Raw genomic sequence first — 17,290 nt, forward strand, 5'->3', positions numbered from 1 at the left:
ACTGACGCCGACCCCGAAGTGGGAGAGATCCGCAATGACCGAGACCACGGCGGCAGCCCTGCCGTCGCGCCTCCCGTCGCGCCTGACGACCGCGTTCGACATACCCCGCCCGCCAGGGCTGACCTGGTACGTCCAGGCGCAGCAGCCCATCGGCTACGAAATCTCCCTCACCCGGGGGCTGCTCAGCCCCGCCAACCCCGCCCTGGCCAAGGCCGTGGGCGCCGACGGCCGTGGCGGAGTACGTGCCCTGGTGGTGGTCGACCGTGTCGTGGACGAGCTCTACGGCACAGCGCTGCGCGCGTATTTCGACGCCTGGCGGACCGACGCGACCTGGGTGGTGATGCCCGGCGACGAAGAGACCAAGTCGCTGGAACAGGTCGTGGAAGTGACCCGGGCCATGACCGAGATGGGCATCCTGCGCCGGACCGAGCGCGTGGTCGTGGTGGGCGGCGGCGTCCTGATGGACGTGGTGGGCATGGCGGCCAGCCTCTACCGCAGGGGCGCCCCCTACATACGGGTGCCCACCACCCTCATCGGCCAGGTGGACGCGGGCGTCGGTGTGAAGACGGGCGTCAACGACGGCACGCACAAGAACCGCCTCGGCACCTACTACGCGCCCGAAGTCACCCTGATCGACCCGGAGTTCCTGCGGACCGTGCCGGCACGGCACATCGCCAACGGTCTCGCGGAGATCATCAAGATGGCGCTGATCAAGGACGCGGACCTGTTCCGGCTTCTTGAGGAGACCGTCGCGCACATCTCCAGCGACACGCTGGCGGACTGCGGGGCGGCGATGAGCGAGGTGGTCTCACGGGCCATCGCGGGCATGCTCGACGAGCTGGAGCCCAACCTGTGGGAGGGCGTGCTGGAGCGGTCGGTCGACTACGGCCACACCTTCAGCCCCTCGCTGGAACTGCGCGCCGATCCGCCACTGCTGCACGGGGAAGCCGTCGGCGTCGACATGGCGGTGTGCGTCGCCCTCGCGGCGGGCCGGCAGTACGTGTCCACGGCCGACGCCCACCGGGCGCTCGCGCTGATCGCCGCCGCCGGACTGCCGCTGACTCACCCGGTGTTCACCCCGGAACTGCTCCAGGTGGGGCTGGCCGACGCCGTCAAGCACCGTGACGGTCTGCAGCGGCTGCCGCTCACCAACGGCATCGGGTCCTGCGTGTTCGTCAACGACATCACGGCCGCCGAGCTCTCCCGCGCGCTGGACTTCGTACACGCCTACGCGGACCAGACGGACGGGCCGGACCAGTGAGCGGGCGGGGTCCGATCGCCGTCCTCGACGTGGGCGGAACCCATGTGCGCCACGCCCTGTGGTCGCCCCGGGAGGGCCTTGCCGAGGTCGTGGACACGCCCTCGCCCAGTCGGCTGCGCCATCCCGAGTCGTCCGTCGAGGAGTTGAAGGGGCGGCTGCTGGCGGCCATCTGCGACGCGGTGCCCGCCGGGCCCGGGGCGGTGGCCGGCATCTCCTTCGGGGCGGCGCTCGACCAGCGCAGCGGAATGGTCTACGGCTCGGCACCGCTCTTCGGCGACGAGACGACCCCGCTGGACCTGCCGGGCGCGCTGCGGGAGCGGCGGCCCGACGTGGAGTGGCACGTGGTGAACGACGTCACGGCCGCACTGCTGCACTTCGTCTCGGCGCCCCGGCGCCAAGGGCACCGCAAGGTGCTGTTGATGACCGTCAGTTCGGGCATCGCCTGCCGCACGGTCGATCTGCGCACCGGGACGATCGCCACGGACGCCTGCGGGCTCCAGGGCGAGGTGGGTCATCTCCCCGCGGTCGCTCGGATCGCGGGCGCGCCGGCCGAACTGAACTGCGACTGCGGCCGTCCGGGCCATGTGGCCTCGTACTCCTCCGGGCCGGGTCTGCGGCGACTGGCGGACGTCCTGCGGGAGCGGGACGCCGACCGCTGGCGGACATCGGAGCTGGGCCGGCTGATGGCGCAGGGCACCGCATTCGAGGCGGCGCTGGGCGGAGCCCTCGACGCGGCCGACGAGCTGGCGGCCGAGTTGCTGGACGCGGCGACGGCCCCCGTCGCCGACGTACTGCGGACCGCGCTGTGCCTCGATCCGGAGCTGGACGAACTCGCCGTCACCGGCGGCGTCGCGACCGGCCTCGGCAAGCACTACGAGGCCTCCCTGCACCGGCACTTCACCCACCAGGGCCTCTACCTCACGGGTGAGCGCGCTCCTCAGTGGCTGACCGACCGCATCACCGTCTGCGCACCGGGAGACGCGAACGGACTGATCGGAGCGGGGATCGCAGCCCTGGGAGCAACAGCGGCCTTCACCCCCTCGGCCGCCGCCGGAAACCCCGTACCCGCAGGCTCCGCAGCCCCCACCCCCTCGGCCGCCCGCGTCCCCCGGCACCACGCCGTGGTCCGCGACGGTTCGGGGCTGCACCTCTCGCCGCTCCCCACCCCCGAACCGGGGCCCGGCGAGCTGCTCGTCGCCCCGACGGTGGCGGGTGTCTGCGGTACCGATCTACAGATGCTGCGCGGCCTGCGCGACGACGGCGCACCGGTGCTCGGTCACGAGGGCGTCGCCCGCATCGTGGCCGTCGGCGCCGGGATCGAGGACCCTCGGCTGACGCCGGGAACCCATGTCGTGGTCAACCCCACGCACCCCACCGACCCCTCGTTCCTGCTGGGACACAACGTGGACGGGCTGCTCCAGGAGCGTGCCCTGATCCCCGCCCCGGCGGTGCGCGGCGGACTGGTCCTCCCGCTGCCCGAGGTCCCACCGGGCGTGCTCGGCGCGCTGATCGAGCCGCTCGCGGTGGTCCGGTACGCCGCGCTGGCCATGGGCGAGCACCGCCCCCGCACGCTCCTCGTCATGGGCGACGGCACGGTCGGACACCTCGCCGTGCGCACCGCGCGGCGCTGGTACGGCCCCGACGTACGGACCGTGCACGTGCACCACACCGGCGGTGGCCTGGACTGGAGCGCCCGGACCCCGTACGCGGCCGATGTACGGCTGCGGTACGGCGACCTGTCCGCGGAGCGGCTCGGGGAAGCGCTCGGCGACGGCCCGGTCGCGGTACTGCTCGCCACCCCGTCGCCGGCGACCCTGCCCTGCCTGGAGCTGGCGCTCGACGCCACGGCCGGCACCGACACCGTGGTCGACCTGGTGGGCGGACTGCCCCGGCCCGCCGTCAGCCCACGGCTGCCCGGCATCGACCTGGCCGCACTGCGGGCCGCGAACTGCGGGGGTCTCCCGCAGCCGCCGTACACCGCCCGGCTGAAGACGGCGAACGGGCACAAGGTGCGTGTCCTGGGCCATCGCGGCGTGGCGGGCGAGCATCTGCTGTACGCGGCGGCCGAGTTGTGCCGCGCCCCCGAGCGCTACCGCGACCTGGTGACGCATGTGGTGGACCTGGCCGGCGCGGTACCGGTGCTGTCCCGGCTCGGCGCCGGCCAGGACCGGGTCGTCTCGGGGCGCCGGCTCATCAAGCTGGCCGTACGGATGGGCGAGCCGGCATGACCCGCGAACGGAAGCCGCAGGCCGAGCCGCTGACCGCTCTCGCCGACTGGCGGCTGCCCGGGCGAGGCGAGGCGGCGGTGGACCTCGCCTTCCGCCACCGGGTCAAGGGCGTGCAGTTCGACCTCGGCGGACCCGGGCGGGGCCCGTGGCTGGACGCGCCGGGACATCTGGCGCGGCTGGCCCGTACCGCCCGGTGCGCGGGGGTCCTGCCGCTGGGCCTCGCGGGCAACGTCCTCAACGACATCGGGCTCACGGCGGCCCAGGGCACGCTCGCCGCGGGGCGGGTGCGCGACGTTCTCGGCCGTCTGCTGGACGCGGCCGGGGAGTTGGGGGCGCCGCTCGTGTTCGTCCCCAGTTTCCGGCAGAGCGCGATCGACGGCGAGGCCGCGCTGCACCGCACCGCCGAGGTGCTGCGCGCCGCCGCCGAGCAGGCCGGGGCCGTGGGCATCCGGCTGGCCAGCGAGAACACGCTGGCGCCCGAAGCCGCGCTGTGGCTGGCGGAGCAGGTCGCCTCGCCCGCCTTCCGACTGTTGCTGGACACCTACAACCCGAGGCAGGCGGGCGTGGACCCGGCGGCACTGGTGGCCGCGACCGGAGCACACCTGGCCGACCAGATCCACGTCAAGGACGGCCCGGCGGACAGCGACACCACACCCCTGCTCGGGGACGGCGACGGTTCGATCGGCGACACGCTCGACGCGGTGGCCCGGTACGGGCGGCCGGTGCGTGCGCTGGTGCTGGAGAACGACCACCGCGGCGGTGACACCGCCCGCCTCACCGAGGACCTGGACAGGCTCCGGGTGCTCGCCACGCGGCTGCACGGCAGGACGGCGGCGACGGGAACGGCCGAAGCGGCCGGAACAACGGAAACGGCGGGAACATGGGCATCGTATTGACCGCGCAGGCGCTGCTGTTCGACATGGACGGCACGCTCATCGACTCGACCGAGGCGGTGGAGCGCACCTGGCGGCGGTTCGCCGCACGCCACGGGCTCGACCCGGCGGCGATCCTGGCCGGCGCACACGGACAGCGCACCGCCGAGACGGTGGCAGAGCACGCCCCGCCCGGCACGGACGTCGACGCGGAGACGGCCTGGCTGGTCTCCCAGGACGTCGCCGACACCCGTGGCACGGTCGCCCTGCCGGGCGCCGCCGAGCTGCTGGCCAAGCTGCCCGCGGGCCGCTGGGCCCTGGTCACGTCGGCAGGACGGGAGCTCGCCGTGCGGCGCATGGCCGCCGCCGGGCTGCCCCTGCCGGACGTCGTCGTCACCGCCGACGACGTCCGGCGAGGCAAGCCCGACCCGGAGGGCTACCTCGCGGCGGCCGGCCGGCTCGGCGTCGATCCCAGGGCGACGATCGTCTTCGAGGACGCCGAACTGGGCCTGGTCGCAGGGCGGGCCGCGGGCGGCTACACCGTGGTGGTCGGCCCGCACGGCGGCAGCGCGGCCGAGGGCCGCCCACGCATCACCGACTACCGGGACGCCACCGTCGCCGACAGCGGCGACGGCCTGCGGCTGGCGCTCCCCACACACGCGGGCGTGACCCTGTGACCCCCGCCGCCGACAGGTTCTGACGCGTCGTCAACGACCGTCCGCACCCTCGGCGTCGGCGTCAGCGTCAGCGTCAGCGTCAGCGTCAGCGTCAGCGTCAGCGTCAGCGTCAGCGTCAGCGTCAGCGTCAGCGTCAGCTCCACCCTCCACTGCGGGCTGTCGCCCGTCTCAACTCACCTCAACACCGATCGGAGTGCGATCGCCATGCTCACATCGAAGGAAGCCGTCATCTCCGGCCACGTGGCACCGGGATTCGAAGCCGTACGCGAGGAGTTCGCGCGCAACTTCGCCGAGCGGGACGAGCAGGGCGCCGCCCTCGCCGTGACGCTGGGCGGGGAGCTGGTCGTGGACCTGTGGGGCGGCCCCGCCGATCCCACCACCGGCCGGCCCTGGGACGCCGACACCCTCCAGCTGATCTTCTCCGGCAGCAAGGGCGTCCTGGCCACCGCCCTGCTGCTGCTCGTCGACCGGGGAGCCGTCGAGCTGGACAAGCCGGTCGCGCACTACTGGCCGGAGTTCGCGGCCAAGGGCAAGGGCGCCATCACCGTGCGCGAGGTGGTGACCTTCACCGCCCGGATGCCCGCCGTGGCCGTACGGCTCTCGCAGGACGACCTCGGCGACCCGGAGGCGATGGCCAAGCTGCTCGCCGACCAGGAGCCGGAGAGCGACCCACGCGCCGAGGGCATCCTGTACGGGCCATGGGCGACCGGGTGGATCATCGCCGAGGTGATCCGCCGCGTCGACGGGCGGCGGCTGAACCGATTCTTCGCCGAGGAGATCGCGGTCCCGCTCGGGATCGACGTCTCCTTCGGCATCACCCCGGAGCAGGAGGGCCGGGTCGCCCGCACCGAGTACGGGATCGGCTTCCGCGAGCAGTTCGGCGGCTACTTCACCAGCGAGGACCCGCTCACCCAGCGGATCTGGCAGAACCCCGTCCCGTTCCCCGAGGACGAGGACATCTGGAACCGCCCGGGCCGCCGCTTCACCCTCGTCCCGGCCGCCAACGTCTTCGGCTCGGCCCGCGGCTTCGCCAAGCTGTACGGCATCCTCGCCTCCGACGCCGCCCGGCCGGCCGAGGAGCAGCCCGTGCTGCTCTCGCGCACGCTGCTCGACGAGGCCCGGGCGCCCCGGGTCAGCAAGGTCGACCAGCTCATCGACGTGCCGATGGTGTACGGGGGAGGCGGCTACCGGCTGCGCACCAACCCGCGTCCCACCGTCGACGGCGATTCCTTCGGCCACGACGGCGCCGGCGGCTCCGCCAACCAGGCATGGCCGCGCGCGGCGGCCGGCGTCTCGTACGTCATGAACCGGCTCATCGCCCTCGGTCCGGACGACAAGCGGGCCTCCTCCCTGGTCAAGGCCGTGGCCGGCGCGATGACAGAACTGGGCATCGGCGGCGACCGATGAGCAGCGACGGCATACGGCTGCTCACCCCGCAGGGCAAGCGGGTGTCGCATCCCGAGTACCAGTGCGAGCTCGGGCCGGAGGAACTGCGCTCGCTGTACCGGGACATGGCCGTCGCCCGCCGCTTCGACGCCGAAGGGGTCACCCTGCAGCGCCAGGGCGAGCTGGGCCTGTGGCCCTCCCTGCTCGGCCAGGAGGCGGCCCAGGTCGGGTCGGTGCGGGCGCTGCGCGAGGGGGACCAGGTCTTCCCCAGCTACCGCGAACACGCGGTGGCGCTGGGCCGCGGAGTGGATCCGCTGGCCCTGCTGCGGCTCTTCCGCGGGGTCGACCACGGGGCCTGGGATCCGGACGAGCACGGCTTCCACCTCTACACGCTGGTCATCGGCTCGCAGACCCTGCACGCCACCGGATACGCCTGTGGAGTGACCAAGGACGGCGCGGACTCGGCGGTCGTCGCGTACTTCGGCGACGGGGCCACCAGCCAGGGAGACGTGGCGGAGGCGTTCAACTTCGCCGCCGTGTACGACGCACCCGTCGTGTTCTTCTGCCAGAACAACCAGTGGGCGATCTCCGAACCGAACGAGCGGCAGACCCGGGTGCCCCTGTACCAGCGCGCCCAGGGTTACGGCTTCCCCGGCGTGCGCGTCGACGGCAACGACGTCCTGGCCGTGCTGGCGGTGACCCGCGCCGCGCTGGAGCACGCGCGGTCCGGCCGGGGGCCGTTCCTCATCGAGGCGTTCACGTACCGGATGGGCGCCCACACCACCTCCGACGACCCGTCCCGGTACCGGGACGCCGCGGAGGTGGAGAGCTGGCGGGCCAAGGATCCGCTGCACCGGCTCGAACGGCTGCTGCGCCGCGAGGGCCTGGCCGACGACGCCTTCTTCGCCGAGGTGGCGGTGGCGGGTGAGGTGCTGGCCGCCCAAGTCCGGGAGGGCGTACGGACCATGGGCGCCCCGGGCCACGAGGAACTGTTCGCCCACGTCTACGCCGAGCCCCACTCCGGGGTGGACCGGGACCGTGCCGCGTTCGCGGCCTACCAGGCGTCCTTCGCCGAGGAGGTGTGAGGCCGTGGCAGCCACCCGCATGACCCTCGTGACGGCCCTCAACACATCACTGCGCACCGCGCTGGCGTCCGATCCCCGGACGCTGGTCATGGGCGAGGACGTCGGCAGGCTCGGCGGCGTGTTCCGGGTGACCGACGGGCTACAGAAGGACTTCGGCGAGGACCGCGTGATGGACTCGCCGCTCGCCGAGTCGGGCATCGTCGGCACGGCCATCGGCCTGGCCCTGCGCGGCTACCGGCCGATCGTGGAAATCCAGTTCGACGGCTTCGTCTTCCCCGGCTACGACCAGATCGTCACCCAGCTCGCCAAGATGCACGCCCGCTCACGCGGCCTGGTGCGCCTGCCGGTCGTCATCCGCATTCCGTACGGCGGCGGCATCGGCGCGGTCGAGCACCACTCGGAGTCCCCCGAAGCCTTGTTCGCGCATGTGGCGGGCCTGCGCGTGATGTCTCCCTCGAACCCCTCGGACGCGTACTGGATGCTCCAGGAGGCGATCCGCAGCAACGACCCGGTCGTCTTCTTCGAGCCCAAGCGGCGGTACTACGAGAAGGGCGAGGTGGACCCCGAACCGGCCGCCGGCACGCAACTGCCCGCGCACACCGCACGGGTGGTACGCCCGGGTGCCGACCTCACGCTGGCCGCCTACGGACCGATGGTGGCGACCTGCCTGAACGCGGCGGCCGCGGCGGCCGAGGAGGGGCGGGACCTGGAGGTCGTCGACCTCCGCTCGATCTCGCCGATCGACTTCGACACCGTCCAGGACTCGGTGCGCAGGACCGGGCGACTGGTGGTCGCCCACGAGGCGCCGGTCTTCTTCGGCGCGGGCGCGGAGATCGCCGCCCATGTCACCGAGCACTGCTTCTACCACCTGTCGGCCCCGGTCCTGAGGGTCGGCGCGTACCACAGCCCCTATCCGCCCTCCCGGCTGGAGGACGAGTACCTCCCCGGGATCGACCGCGTGCTCGACGCCGTCGACCGTGCGCTCGCCCACTGAGGAGTTGTGCTGACGATGACGGAAACCCCCCAGCGCTACCGGGAGTTCCGGATGCCCGACGTGGGCGAGGGGCTCCAGGACGCGGAGATCATCCGCTGGCTGGTCAGGCCCGGCGACACGGTCGCGGACGGCCAGACCGTCTGCGAGGTCGAGACGGCCAAGGCCGCCGTCGAACTGCCCGTGCCCTTCGCGGGCGTGGTCCGCGAGCTGTGCTTCCCCGAAGGGAGCACCGTCGACGTCGGCGCGCCCATCATCACGGTGGACACCCAGCCGACGGCGCCGGCGGCGGAATCCGAGGCCGGGGAGGCGGCTCCGGCCGAACGTACGCCCGTGCTGGTCGGTTACGGCGCCGCGCCCGCGACCCCGGCCAGGCGGACCCGCCGGCGCAACGGCACCGCGACCCCGGCCGTCGGCTCCACCCCGCCGGCGACCCCCGCGCCCGTGCCCAGCGGGTCGCCGGCCTCCGCCCTGCCGGCCGCGAAGCCGCCGGTGCGCAAGCTCGCGAAGGACCTGGGCGTGGATCTGAGGGCGGTCGTGCCCACCGGGCCTCGCGGGGACGTCACCCGCGAGGACGTGCAGGCGGCCGCCGCGCCACGGCAACCAGCGCCGACGGCACCCGCCCCCGCCGGGGCACCGCCCGCCGAACCCTCGCCGGCGTCGCCCGACGAGACCCGCGTACCGGTCACCGGAGTGCGCCGGGCCACCGCCCGGGCGATGGTGGCCAGTGCCTTCACCGCGCCGCACGTCACGGAGTTCGTCACCGTCGACGTCACCCGCACGATGAAGCTGGTCCGCAAGCTCAAGGGGCACCCCGACATGGCGGGGCTGCGGGTCGGGCCGCTGTTGCTGGCGGCCAAGGCGTTCCTGGTCGCGGTGCGGCGCAACCCGGAGATCAACGCCTCCTGGGACGAGGAGCGCCAGGAGATCGTGCTGAAGCACCGGGTCGGCCTCGGCGTCGCCGCCGCCACCCCGCGCGGTCTGCTGGTTCCCACGATCGAGGACGCCGACCGGATGACGCTGCCGGAACTCGCCGCAGCCCTGGGGGAGTTGGTGGCCACCGCGAAGGAGGGCCGGACGGCGCCCGCCGCCCTGCGGGGCGGGACCGTGACGCTCACCAACATCGGGGTGTTCGGCATCGACACCGGAACGCCGATCCTCAACCCCGGGGAGTCGGCCATCCTCGCCCTCGGCGCCATCGGCCCCCGGCCGTGGGTGCACCGCGGCAAGGTCGTCCCGCGCCAGGTCACCACGCTGGCCCTCTCCTTCGACCACCGACTCGTCGACGGCGAACTGGGTTCCCGAGTCCTCGCCGACACCGCGGCCCTCCTCCACGACCCCGAGCTACTACTCACCCGCGCCTGACCACCCGGTCCCCACGGCCCACCCGCCGACCGCTCCCACCACTCCACGCACCCCCAGCCCCCCTCACCCGCACCCGCACCCGCACCCGTGCCAGACCACCCACGCCCCACCCCTCGAGCCCGAACCGACCCCACTGCTCCACGCACCCCCAGAGCACCCCTCACCCGCGCCAGACCACCGACACCGAACCGACCCCACCCATTCCCACCACTCCCACCACTCCCACCACTCCCACCGACAGAACCAGCCCGGCCGCCTGACGGCCGCACCCATCCCCCCGCTCGGACGCCCTTCTCCGCCGGGACCTCGTGACAGGAAGAGGACGATGATGCTCGACGTTCCCCGCCCACCGTCCGGGCCGCTCTCCCCCGGCGCGGGCCAAGCGCCCTCCCCCGCCCGGCTGGGACTGTTCACCGGGGTGGTGGCGCTGGGCGGACTGCTGTTCGGCTTCGACACCGGGGTGATCTCCGGAGCCCTGCTGTTCATCAGGACCGACTTCGGCCTCAACTCCTTCCAGGAGGGCTCCGTCATCTCGGCGCTGCTGCTGGGCGCCGCCGTGGGCGCGCTGGGCAGCGCGGGCCCCGCGGACCGGTTCGGTCGCAAGAAGGTGCTCGTGGCGATCTCGCTGACCTTCACCCTGGGTCTGCTCGCCGCCGTGCTGGCCGGCGGCTTCGCCACGCTCCTCGCGGCGCGCGCGGTGCTCGGGCTCGCGGTGGGCGGCGCGTCGACCGTCGTACCGCTGTACCTCACCGAGATCGCCCCGCCGCGGCTGCGCGGGCGCCTGGTGACGGCCAACCAGATCCTGCTCACCGTCGGGATCCTGATCTCGTTCCTGATCAACCTGTGGTACGCCGACAGCGCCGACTGGCGGGCCATGTTCGCCGTCGGGCTCGTGCCGTCCATCGCCATGCTGCTGGGCACCCTGGCGATCCCCGAGAGCCCGGAATGGCTGCGCGGGCGCACCGCGACCGATCGCGCCCCGCGCCCGACCGCCGCCGTGCTCAGCTCCCCGGCAGCGCGGTCGGCGCTGGTCGTCGGGGTGACGCTCGCCGCCGTCCAGCAGTTCGGCGGCATCAACAGCATCATTTACTACGCCCCGAGCATCATGGCCCGCGCCGGTCTGCCCGCGGCCAACTCGATCACGTACTCGGTCGTCATCGGTGTCGTGAACGTGGTCATGACGATCGCGGCGGTCCCGCTGATCGACCGGGCCGGCCGCCGCCCGCTGCTGCTGTTCTCCCTCGGCGGCATGGCCCTCTCACTCGTCGCCCTGGGTGTGGTGCTCGGCCTGCCCACGAGCCCGGTGACCAACGTGACGGCGCTGATCTTCATGGTCACCTACGTGGCGGCGTTCGCGATCGGGCTCGGCCCGGTCTTCTGGATCCTGGCCGCCGAGCTGTTCCCGCCCGAGGCCCGGGCCCGCGGCGGTGCGGTGTGCGCGCTGGTCAACTGGTCCGCCAACTTCGTCGTGGGGCAGATGTTCCTGCCTGCCGCGGACCTCCTCGGGGAGAGCTGGGTGTTCTGGTTCTTCGCCACGGTTTCCGCCGGCGCCGTGGTGTTCGTGCTCCGGACGGTCCCCGAGACCAAGAACCGGTCCCTGGCGGAGGTCCAGAGGGAGTTGGCGGCGCGGTCCGGCCACCGCACCGCGGACCTCGCACCCACGGGAACACCGGCCGCCCAGTCGGTCCGGAGCTGACGACCGGACGGATTCGTGTGCGGGGCCCTCGTTCGTGGCGAGGGCCCCGCACACGTCGTCATCCGGCACCCGGGCGCCCCGGGGGCTGCTGCACGGCGCTCACCCCGTGCAGCACCAACTCCCAGACGCTGTCCGGCGCGACGCCCCGGAACGGGCCTCCGCGCCCGGGCCGCTCCGGCCCGCCCCGGGCGCTCTCCGCGCAACTGCCCTCGACCAGCCAGGCGAGCAGGACCGCGACGGTGTCCGGCAGCACCCCCGGCCGCAGTTCGTCCGCGTCGGCCGCGCGTTCCAGCAGGATCCGCAGCGCCCGCGTCCACTCCAGGGCGAGTTCCGCGTCCGGTCCGCCGTACGGTGTGTCGCGCTCCAGCCGTACCGCCGCCCGGGCGACCACGTCGCTCTCCAGGATCCGCACCAGGGTGCAGGTCAGGTCCGCGAGCGCCACCAGCGGGGCCCGCGCCTCGCTCACGACACCCCGCGCCACCGGAGCGACGGTCTGATGACCCGCGGCCCGCACGGCGTCGGCCAGCGCTCCCTTCGTCGGAAAGTGAAAGGTCAGTGCCCCCATCGAGGTGCGCGCTCTCTTGCTGATCCGGGCGAGCGAGGCACCCTCGTACCCTCTGCGGTCGAACTCGGCTGCCGCTGCCTGGATCAGGGCTTGCTGTGTCTGTGCGGCTCTTTCCTGCATGGACTGGCTCTCTTTCCGCCCGGCGTCCACCGGGCCCGAAGCCCCCGACTCGCCAAAGTAGTCGAATCTTGACCCAAAACAAAGAGAACGTTCTCTATGATTCTCTCGTTCGTCGGGATCGCACCGCACGAAGGGGGATGAAGTGTCGGCGATTCGAGAGACACGGCGTCAGCGGAACAGTCCCGCGGCATTCGCAGCGTTCAGCCAGCAGCTGTTCGGGCATCTGCCGCGAGTGGACCAGCAGAGGTGGGGGCGCGTTTATGTGCACGGCCTGCTCGCGACACCGGGCAAGAAGTCGGTGCGCCGCATGGCGGAAACGGTGACCTCGTCGCCCACGGCGTCGCAGTCGCTGCAACAGTTCGTCAACGCGAGCCCCTGGGAGTGGGAGGCGACCAGACAGGAACTGGTCCGGTGGGTCGACCAACGGCTGCTCCGGCCCCGGGCGTGGACCATCGCCCCGACGGTGCTGCCCAAGCGCGGCGCCCACTCGGTCGGCGTACACCGCCGCTTCATCCGGGAACAGGGCCGCACCGTCAACTGCCAGCTCGGCGTGGCGATCTTCCTCGCCGGCAGCGGCGAGCAGATACCCGTCGACTGGCGGCTGCACCTGCCCGAGCGGTGGGCGGGCGACGAGGAGGCCCGCCGGCGGGCCCGCGTTCCGGACCAGGTAAAGCCGCAGCCACTGTGGTCGCACGCCCTGGGGCTCGTCGAGGCGCTGGCCGCGCAGCCCGGGCTCACCCCGTCGCCGGTCGTCGCCGACATGGCCACGGTGACGGATGTGCGCCCGCTGATCGAGCGGCTGCACGGCCGGGGACACGGCTTCGTACTGGCCGTCGGCGGCCAGCTGCCCCTCGTCCGTGAGCCGCGCACCGGACGGCCGAGCCGTGAGCCCGTCTCTCCGGTGTCGGCCCGCCAACTGCTGCTCCAGGGCGGCACCCGGCACCCGGACGTGGCGATGACGACCGGGCCGGACGGCCTGCCCCGGCGGCTTCAGGTCATCTCCAGCCCGGCGGAGATAGCGGGCCTGCGCCCCGACGGCGGCCGGGTCTCCTCCGTGGGCCGGGTCTTCGCGGAGTGGGACGCCGCCCGGCAGCGGCTGGGACAGATCTGGCTCACCAACCTGCCCGACCGCAGGATGACGGACCTGCTGGCTCTTGCCGGACTGCACGGCGGTGCGCTGGAGACGGTGGAAACCCTGGGCGAGCACTACGGCCTGCTCGACTTCGAGGGGCGCTCCTACCCGGGCTGGCACCGCCATATGACACTCGTCTCGGCCGCCTACGCCTACGGCCTGCTGTCCGGCGCCCCGGCCACCCGGACGCCCCACATGCAGGCCGCCTGAGACTCCGCCGCCCCCAGCACCCCACAGCGTTCGAACAAATGGACGGCGCTACAGAACCCACGCGCTCAACGCGATGCTCCCGTGGAAGGATGGCGCAACCCACCCATAACGAGGAGATGACCGCGTGCCTGGCACAAACCTGACCCGCGAAGAGGCGCAGCAGCGGGCGCAGCTGCTCACCGTTGACTCGTACGAGATCGATCTCGACCTCTCCGGCGCGCAGGAGGGCGGCACCTACCGGTCCGTGACCACGGTGCGGTTCGACGTCGCCGAAGGCGGCGCCGAGTCCTTCATCGACCTCGTGGCCCCCACGGTCCACGAGGTCACCCTCAACGGCGACCCGCTGGATGTCGCCGCGGTCTTCAAGGACTCGCGGATCGCGCTCCCGGGTCTGCTGGCGGGGCGCAACATCCTGCGCGTGGTCGCGGACTGCGCCTACACCAACACCGGCGAAGGTCTGCACCGGTTCGTCGACCCCGTCGACCAACAGGCCTATCTCTACACCCAGTTCGAGGTGCCGGACGCCCGCCGTGTCTTCGCCTCGTTCGAGCAGCCCGACCTCAAGGCCACCTTCCGGTTCACCGTGAAGGCACCCTCCGGCTGGACCGTCATTTCCAACTCGCCGACGCCCGAGCCCAAGGACGACATCTGGGCCTTCGAGCCGACGCCGCGGATCTCGACGTACATCACGGCCCTGATCGTCGGCCCGTACCACAGCGTCCACAGCGTGTACGAGAAGGACGGGCAGTCCGTCCCGCTCGGTATCTACTGCCGTCCCTCGCTCGCCGAGTTCCTGGACTCGGACGCGATCTTCGAGGTCACCCGGCAGGGCTTCGACTGGTTCCAGGAGAAGTTCGCCTACGCGTACCCGTTCAAGAAGTACGACCAGCTCTTCGTGCCGGAGTTCAACGCGGGCGCGATGGAGAACGCGGGCGCGGTGACGATCCGGGACCAGTACGTGTTCCGGTCCAAGGTGACCGACGCGGCGTACGAGGTGCGTGCGGAGACGATCCTGCACGAGCTGGCGCACATGTGGTTCGGCGACCTCGTCACCATGGAGTGGTGGAACGACCTGTGGCTGAACGAGTCGTTCGCCACCTACACCTCCATCGCCTGCCAGGCGTACTCCCCCGACTCGCGCTGGCCGCACTCCTGGACCACCTTCGCCAACTCCATGAAGACGTGGGCCTACCGGCAGGACCAGCTTCCGTCGACGCACCCGATCATGGCGGAGATCCGCGACCTGGACGACGTGCTCGTCAACTTCGACGGGATCACCTACGCCAAGGGCGCGAGCGTGCTCAAGCAGCTCGTCGCGTACGTCGGCATGGACGAGTTCTTCAGCGGTGTGCAGGCGTACTTCAAGGCGCACGCGTACGGCAACACGCGGCTCAGCGATCTGCTGGGCAAGCTGGAGGAGACCAGCGGGCGTGACCTGAAGACCTGGTCGCAGAAGTGGCTACAGACCGCGGGCATCAACATCCTGCGCCCGGAGGTCGAGACGGACGCGAACGGTGTCATCACGTCGTTCGCGATCCGCCAGGAGGCCCCGGCGCTGCCCGCCGGCGCCAAGGGCGAACCGACGCTCCGCCCGCACCGCATCGCCGTCGGCCTCTACAGCCTCGACGAGGACAGCGGCAAGCTGCTCCGCGACGAGCGCGTCGAGCTGGACGTCGACGGCGACCTGACGGCCGTACCGGAACTGATCGGCAAGCGCCGCCCGGACGTCTTCCTGCTCAACGACGACGACCTGTCGTACGCCAAGGTCCGCCTCGACGAGGACTCCCTCGCCTTCGTCACCGAGCACCTGGGCGACTTCGAGTCCTCCCTCCCGCGCGCCCTGTGCTGGGCCTCGGCCTGGGACATGACACGCGACGCGGAGCTCGCGACCCGCGACTACTTGTCCCTGGTGCTCTCCGGCATCGGCAAGGAGTCCGACATCGGCGTCGTGCAGTCGCTGCACCGCCAGGTGAAGCTGGCGATCGAGCTGTACGCCGACCCGAACGCCCGCGAGGCCCTGCTGACCCGCTGGACGGACGCGACGCTGGCCCATCTGCGGGCAGCCGCGGCCGGCAGCGACCACCAGCTGGCCTGGGCGCGCGCCTTCGCGGCGACCGCCCGTACGCCGGAGCAGCTCGACCTCCTGGAGGGGCTGCTCGAAGAGCGCGAGACCATCGAGGGCCTCGCCGTCGACACCGAACTGCGCTGGGCGTTCGTGGGCTGCCTCGCGGCGGTCGGCCGCTACGACGAGGCGGAGATCACCGCCGAGTACGAGCGGGACAAGACGGCGGCGGGTGAGCGGCACGCGGCCACCGCCCGTGCCGCGCGTCCCACCGAGGAGGCGAAGGCGGAGGCCTGGGCCGAGGTCGTCGAGTCCGACAAGCTCCCGAACGCCGTGCAGGAAGCGGTGATCGGCGGCTTCGTGCAGACCGGCCAGCGCGAGCTGCTCGCCCCGTACACGGACAAGTTCTTCGCCGTGGTCAAGGACATCTGGGAGGCCCGCTCGCACGAGATCGCCCAGCAGATCGCGGTCGGCCTCTACCCGTCGATCCAGGTCTCCGAGGAGACCCTCGCCAAGACGGACGCGTGGCTGGCCTCCGCCGAGCCCAACGCGGCCCTGCGGCGGTTGATCTCGGAGTCCCGCTCGGGCGTCGAGCGGGCGCTGCGGGCACAGGCGGCGGACGCGGCGGCGTCGTAGTAGTCGTAGGCGTAGTCGGTTGTACGTGGAGGGGGGCGCCCGGCGTTGTGCCGGGTGCCCCCCTTTTTTGTTGACGACTCTCTGTTGACGACTCTCTGTTGACGACTCTCTGTTGACGACTGTCTGTTGACGGCTGTCAGTTGACGGGTCTCTGTTGACGGGTCAGCCGGGGAAGATCCCGCCGGTGACGTTGACGAACGTGCCGGTGATGCCGCCGGCGTGGTCGGAGGCGAGGAACGTGGCCGTGGCGGCGATCTCGGGGAGGGTGGGGTTGCGGCGGGTCATGCGCATACCCGCCAGGTTGGCCAACAGGCCCTGGACGGCGTTCTCGTCGAACTGCATCCCGCTGTCGACCGCCTTGAGCTTCTCGACGGTCAGGGTCTCGGGCACCCCGGCCGCCCACAGGCCCACGGCCCGCACCCCGCGCGGTCCCAGCTCCATTGCCAGATTGCGCACCAGCGTGTCGATCGCCGCGTCCGCCGGGCCCGTACCGCCCATCATCGGACTGCCGTGCGCCGAACCGCTGTTGAGGGTGAGGACCACGCCACAACCGCGCTCCGCCATGTGCCGGGCGGCGGCGCGCGCGGTGATGAAGTTGGCGCGGACGCCGGTCACCACGGGCCGTACGAAGTCGTCGACGGGCATGTCGAGGAGCGAGGCGCCCTGCACGTCGCCGCGCGTGACGAGGTTGAACGATACGTCGATACCGCCACCGTCGGCTCCGTCTCCGCCGGCCACCGACGCCGCGTGCGCCTCGACCGCCACCTCGTCCAGCGCGTCGATCACAGCCGTCTCGGCGTGCCCGCCCGCCGCCGTGATGTCCTTGGCCACCGTGTCGAGCGTCTCCGCCGTACGCCCCACGAGGTGTACACGGGCACCCTCGCGGGCGAAGGCACGGGCGACGGCGCCGCCGATACTTCCACCGGCGCCGTAGACGATCGCGGTCTTGTCGCTGAGCAGCATGCTGATCTCTCCTCGGGATGCCCGTCGTACGCGTCGGTTGT

12 protein-coding genes and 1 pseudogene are annotated in these 17,290 nt (G+C 72.3%); 11 read left to right on the forward strand and 2 right to left on the reverse strand.

Annotated features, from left to right (window positions below; all coding sequences use genetic code 11):
- Positions 1-34: 34 nt before the first annotated feature.
- The 9 genes and pseudogenes from ACIPC1_RS04470 (at position 35) to ACIPC1_RS04510 (ending at position 11,561) form a co-directional block, all read left to right on the forward strand.
- A complete protein-coding gene (locus ACIPC1_RS04470) occupies positions 35-1,261 on the forward strand; it encodes a sedoheptulose 7-phosphate cyclase (protein WP_402513110.1) in 1,227 nt (408 codons plus the stop codon).
- Positions 1,258-3,489 carry an ROK family protein gene (locus tag ACIPC1_RS04475; RefSeq protein WP_402513112.1) on the forward strand — a complete coding sequence of 744 codons (2,232 nt, stop codon included), beginning with the start codon at positions 1,258-1,260 and terminating at the stop codon, positions 3,487-3,489. Before ACIPC1_RS04470 ends, ACIPC1_RS04475 begins: the two co-directional genes overlap by 4 nt.
- Positions 3,486-4,385, forward strand: a complete 900-nt coding sequence (locus ACIPC1_RS04480) for a sugar phosphate isomerase/epimerase family protein (protein WP_402513114.1) — start codon at positions 3,486-3,488, stop codon at positions 4,383-4,385. Before ACIPC1_RS04475 ends, ACIPC1_RS04480 begins: the two co-directional genes overlap by 4 nt.
- Positions 4,370-5,038: an HAD-IA family hydrolase gene (locus ACIPC1_RS04485; RefSeq protein ID WP_402513116.1), complete on the forward strand. Its 669-nt coding sequence runs from the start codon at positions 4,370-4,372 to the stop codon at positions 5,036-5,038. The genes ACIPC1_RS04480 and ACIPC1_RS04485 overlap by 16 nt, the downstream gene beginning before the upstream one ends.
- 204 nt (positions 5,039-5,242) lie before the next feature.
- A pseudogene (locus tag ACIPC1_RS04490) lies at positions 5,243-6,322 on the forward strand (serine hydrolase domain-containing protein); the annotation flags it as partial.
- Positions 6,307-7,509: a pyruvate dehydrogenase (acetyl-transferring) E1 component subunit alpha gene (gene pdhA / locus ACIPC1_RS04495; RefSeq protein WP_402513118.1), complete on the forward strand. Its 1,203-nt coding sequence runs from the start codon at positions 6,307-6,309 to the stop codon at positions 7,507-7,509. The pseudogene ACIPC1_RS04490 and the gene pdhA, both read left to right, overlap by 16 nt.
- 19 nt (positions 7,510-7,528) lie before the next feature.
- Entirely contained in the window at positions 7,529-8,503 is a 975-nt protein-coding gene (locus ACIPC1_RS04500; RefSeq protein ID WP_384374129.1) for an alpha-ketoacid dehydrogenase subunit beta, read from the forward strand.
- Between the two features lie 15 nt (positions 8,504-8,518).
- Positions 8,519-9,865 carry a dihydrolipoamide acetyltransferase family protein gene (locus ACIPC1_RS04505; RefSeq protein ID WP_402513119.1) on the forward strand — a complete coding sequence of 449 codons (1,347 nt, stop codon included), beginning with the start codon at positions 8,519-8,521 and terminating at the stop codon, positions 9,863-9,865.
- A gap of 325 nt (positions 9,866-10,190) precedes the next feature.
- The gene (locus ACIPC1_RS04510; protein ID WP_402513121.1) at positions 10,191-11,561 is read left to right on the forward strand and encodes an MFS transporter; all 1,371 of its coding nucleotides are present in this window, start codon (positions 10,191-10,193) and stop codon (positions 11,559-11,561) included.
- Between the two features lie 58 nt (positions 11,562-11,619).
- On the opposite strand, the gene ACIPC1_RS04515 is transcribed toward ACIPC1_RS04510, so the two are convergent.
- Positions 11,620-12,246, reverse strand: coding sequence for a TetR family transcriptional regulator (locus tag ACIPC1_RS04515; RefSeq protein ID WP_402513122.1), 627 nt, complete (start codon positions 12,244-12,246; stop codon positions 11,620-11,622).
- 142 nt (positions 12,247-12,388) lie between these two features.
- On the opposite strand from ACIPC1_RS04515, the gene ACIPC1_RS04520 reads away from it, so the two are divergent.
- Positions 12,389-13,588: an IS701 family transposase gene (locus ACIPC1_RS04520; protein ID WP_402513123.1), complete on the forward strand. Its 1,200-nt coding sequence runs from the start codon at positions 12,389-12,391 to the stop codon at positions 13,586-13,588.
- Positions 13,589-13,712: 124 nt separating this feature from the next.
- Positions 13,713-16,286, forward strand: coding sequence for an aminopeptidase N (pepN, locus tag ACIPC1_RS04525; protein ID WP_402513125.1), 2,574 nt, complete (start codon positions 13,713-13,715; stop codon positions 16,284-16,286).
- 162 nt (positions 16,287-16,448) lie between these two features.
- Here the strand turns inward: pepN and ACIPC1_RS04530 are convergent, their stop codons facing one another.
- A complete protein-coding gene (locus ACIPC1_RS04530) occupies positions 16,449-17,249 on the reverse strand; it encodes an SDR family NAD(P)-dependent oxidoreductase (RefSeq protein WP_402513127.1) in 801 nt (266 codons plus the stop codon).
- Between the last annotated feature and the right edge of the window lie 41 nt (positions 17,250-17,290).

The organism is Streptomyces sp. NPDC087263 (genome assembly GCF_044744645.1).
GTDB lineage: Bacteria > Actinomycetota > Actinomycetes > Streptomycetales > Streptomycetaceae > Streptomyces.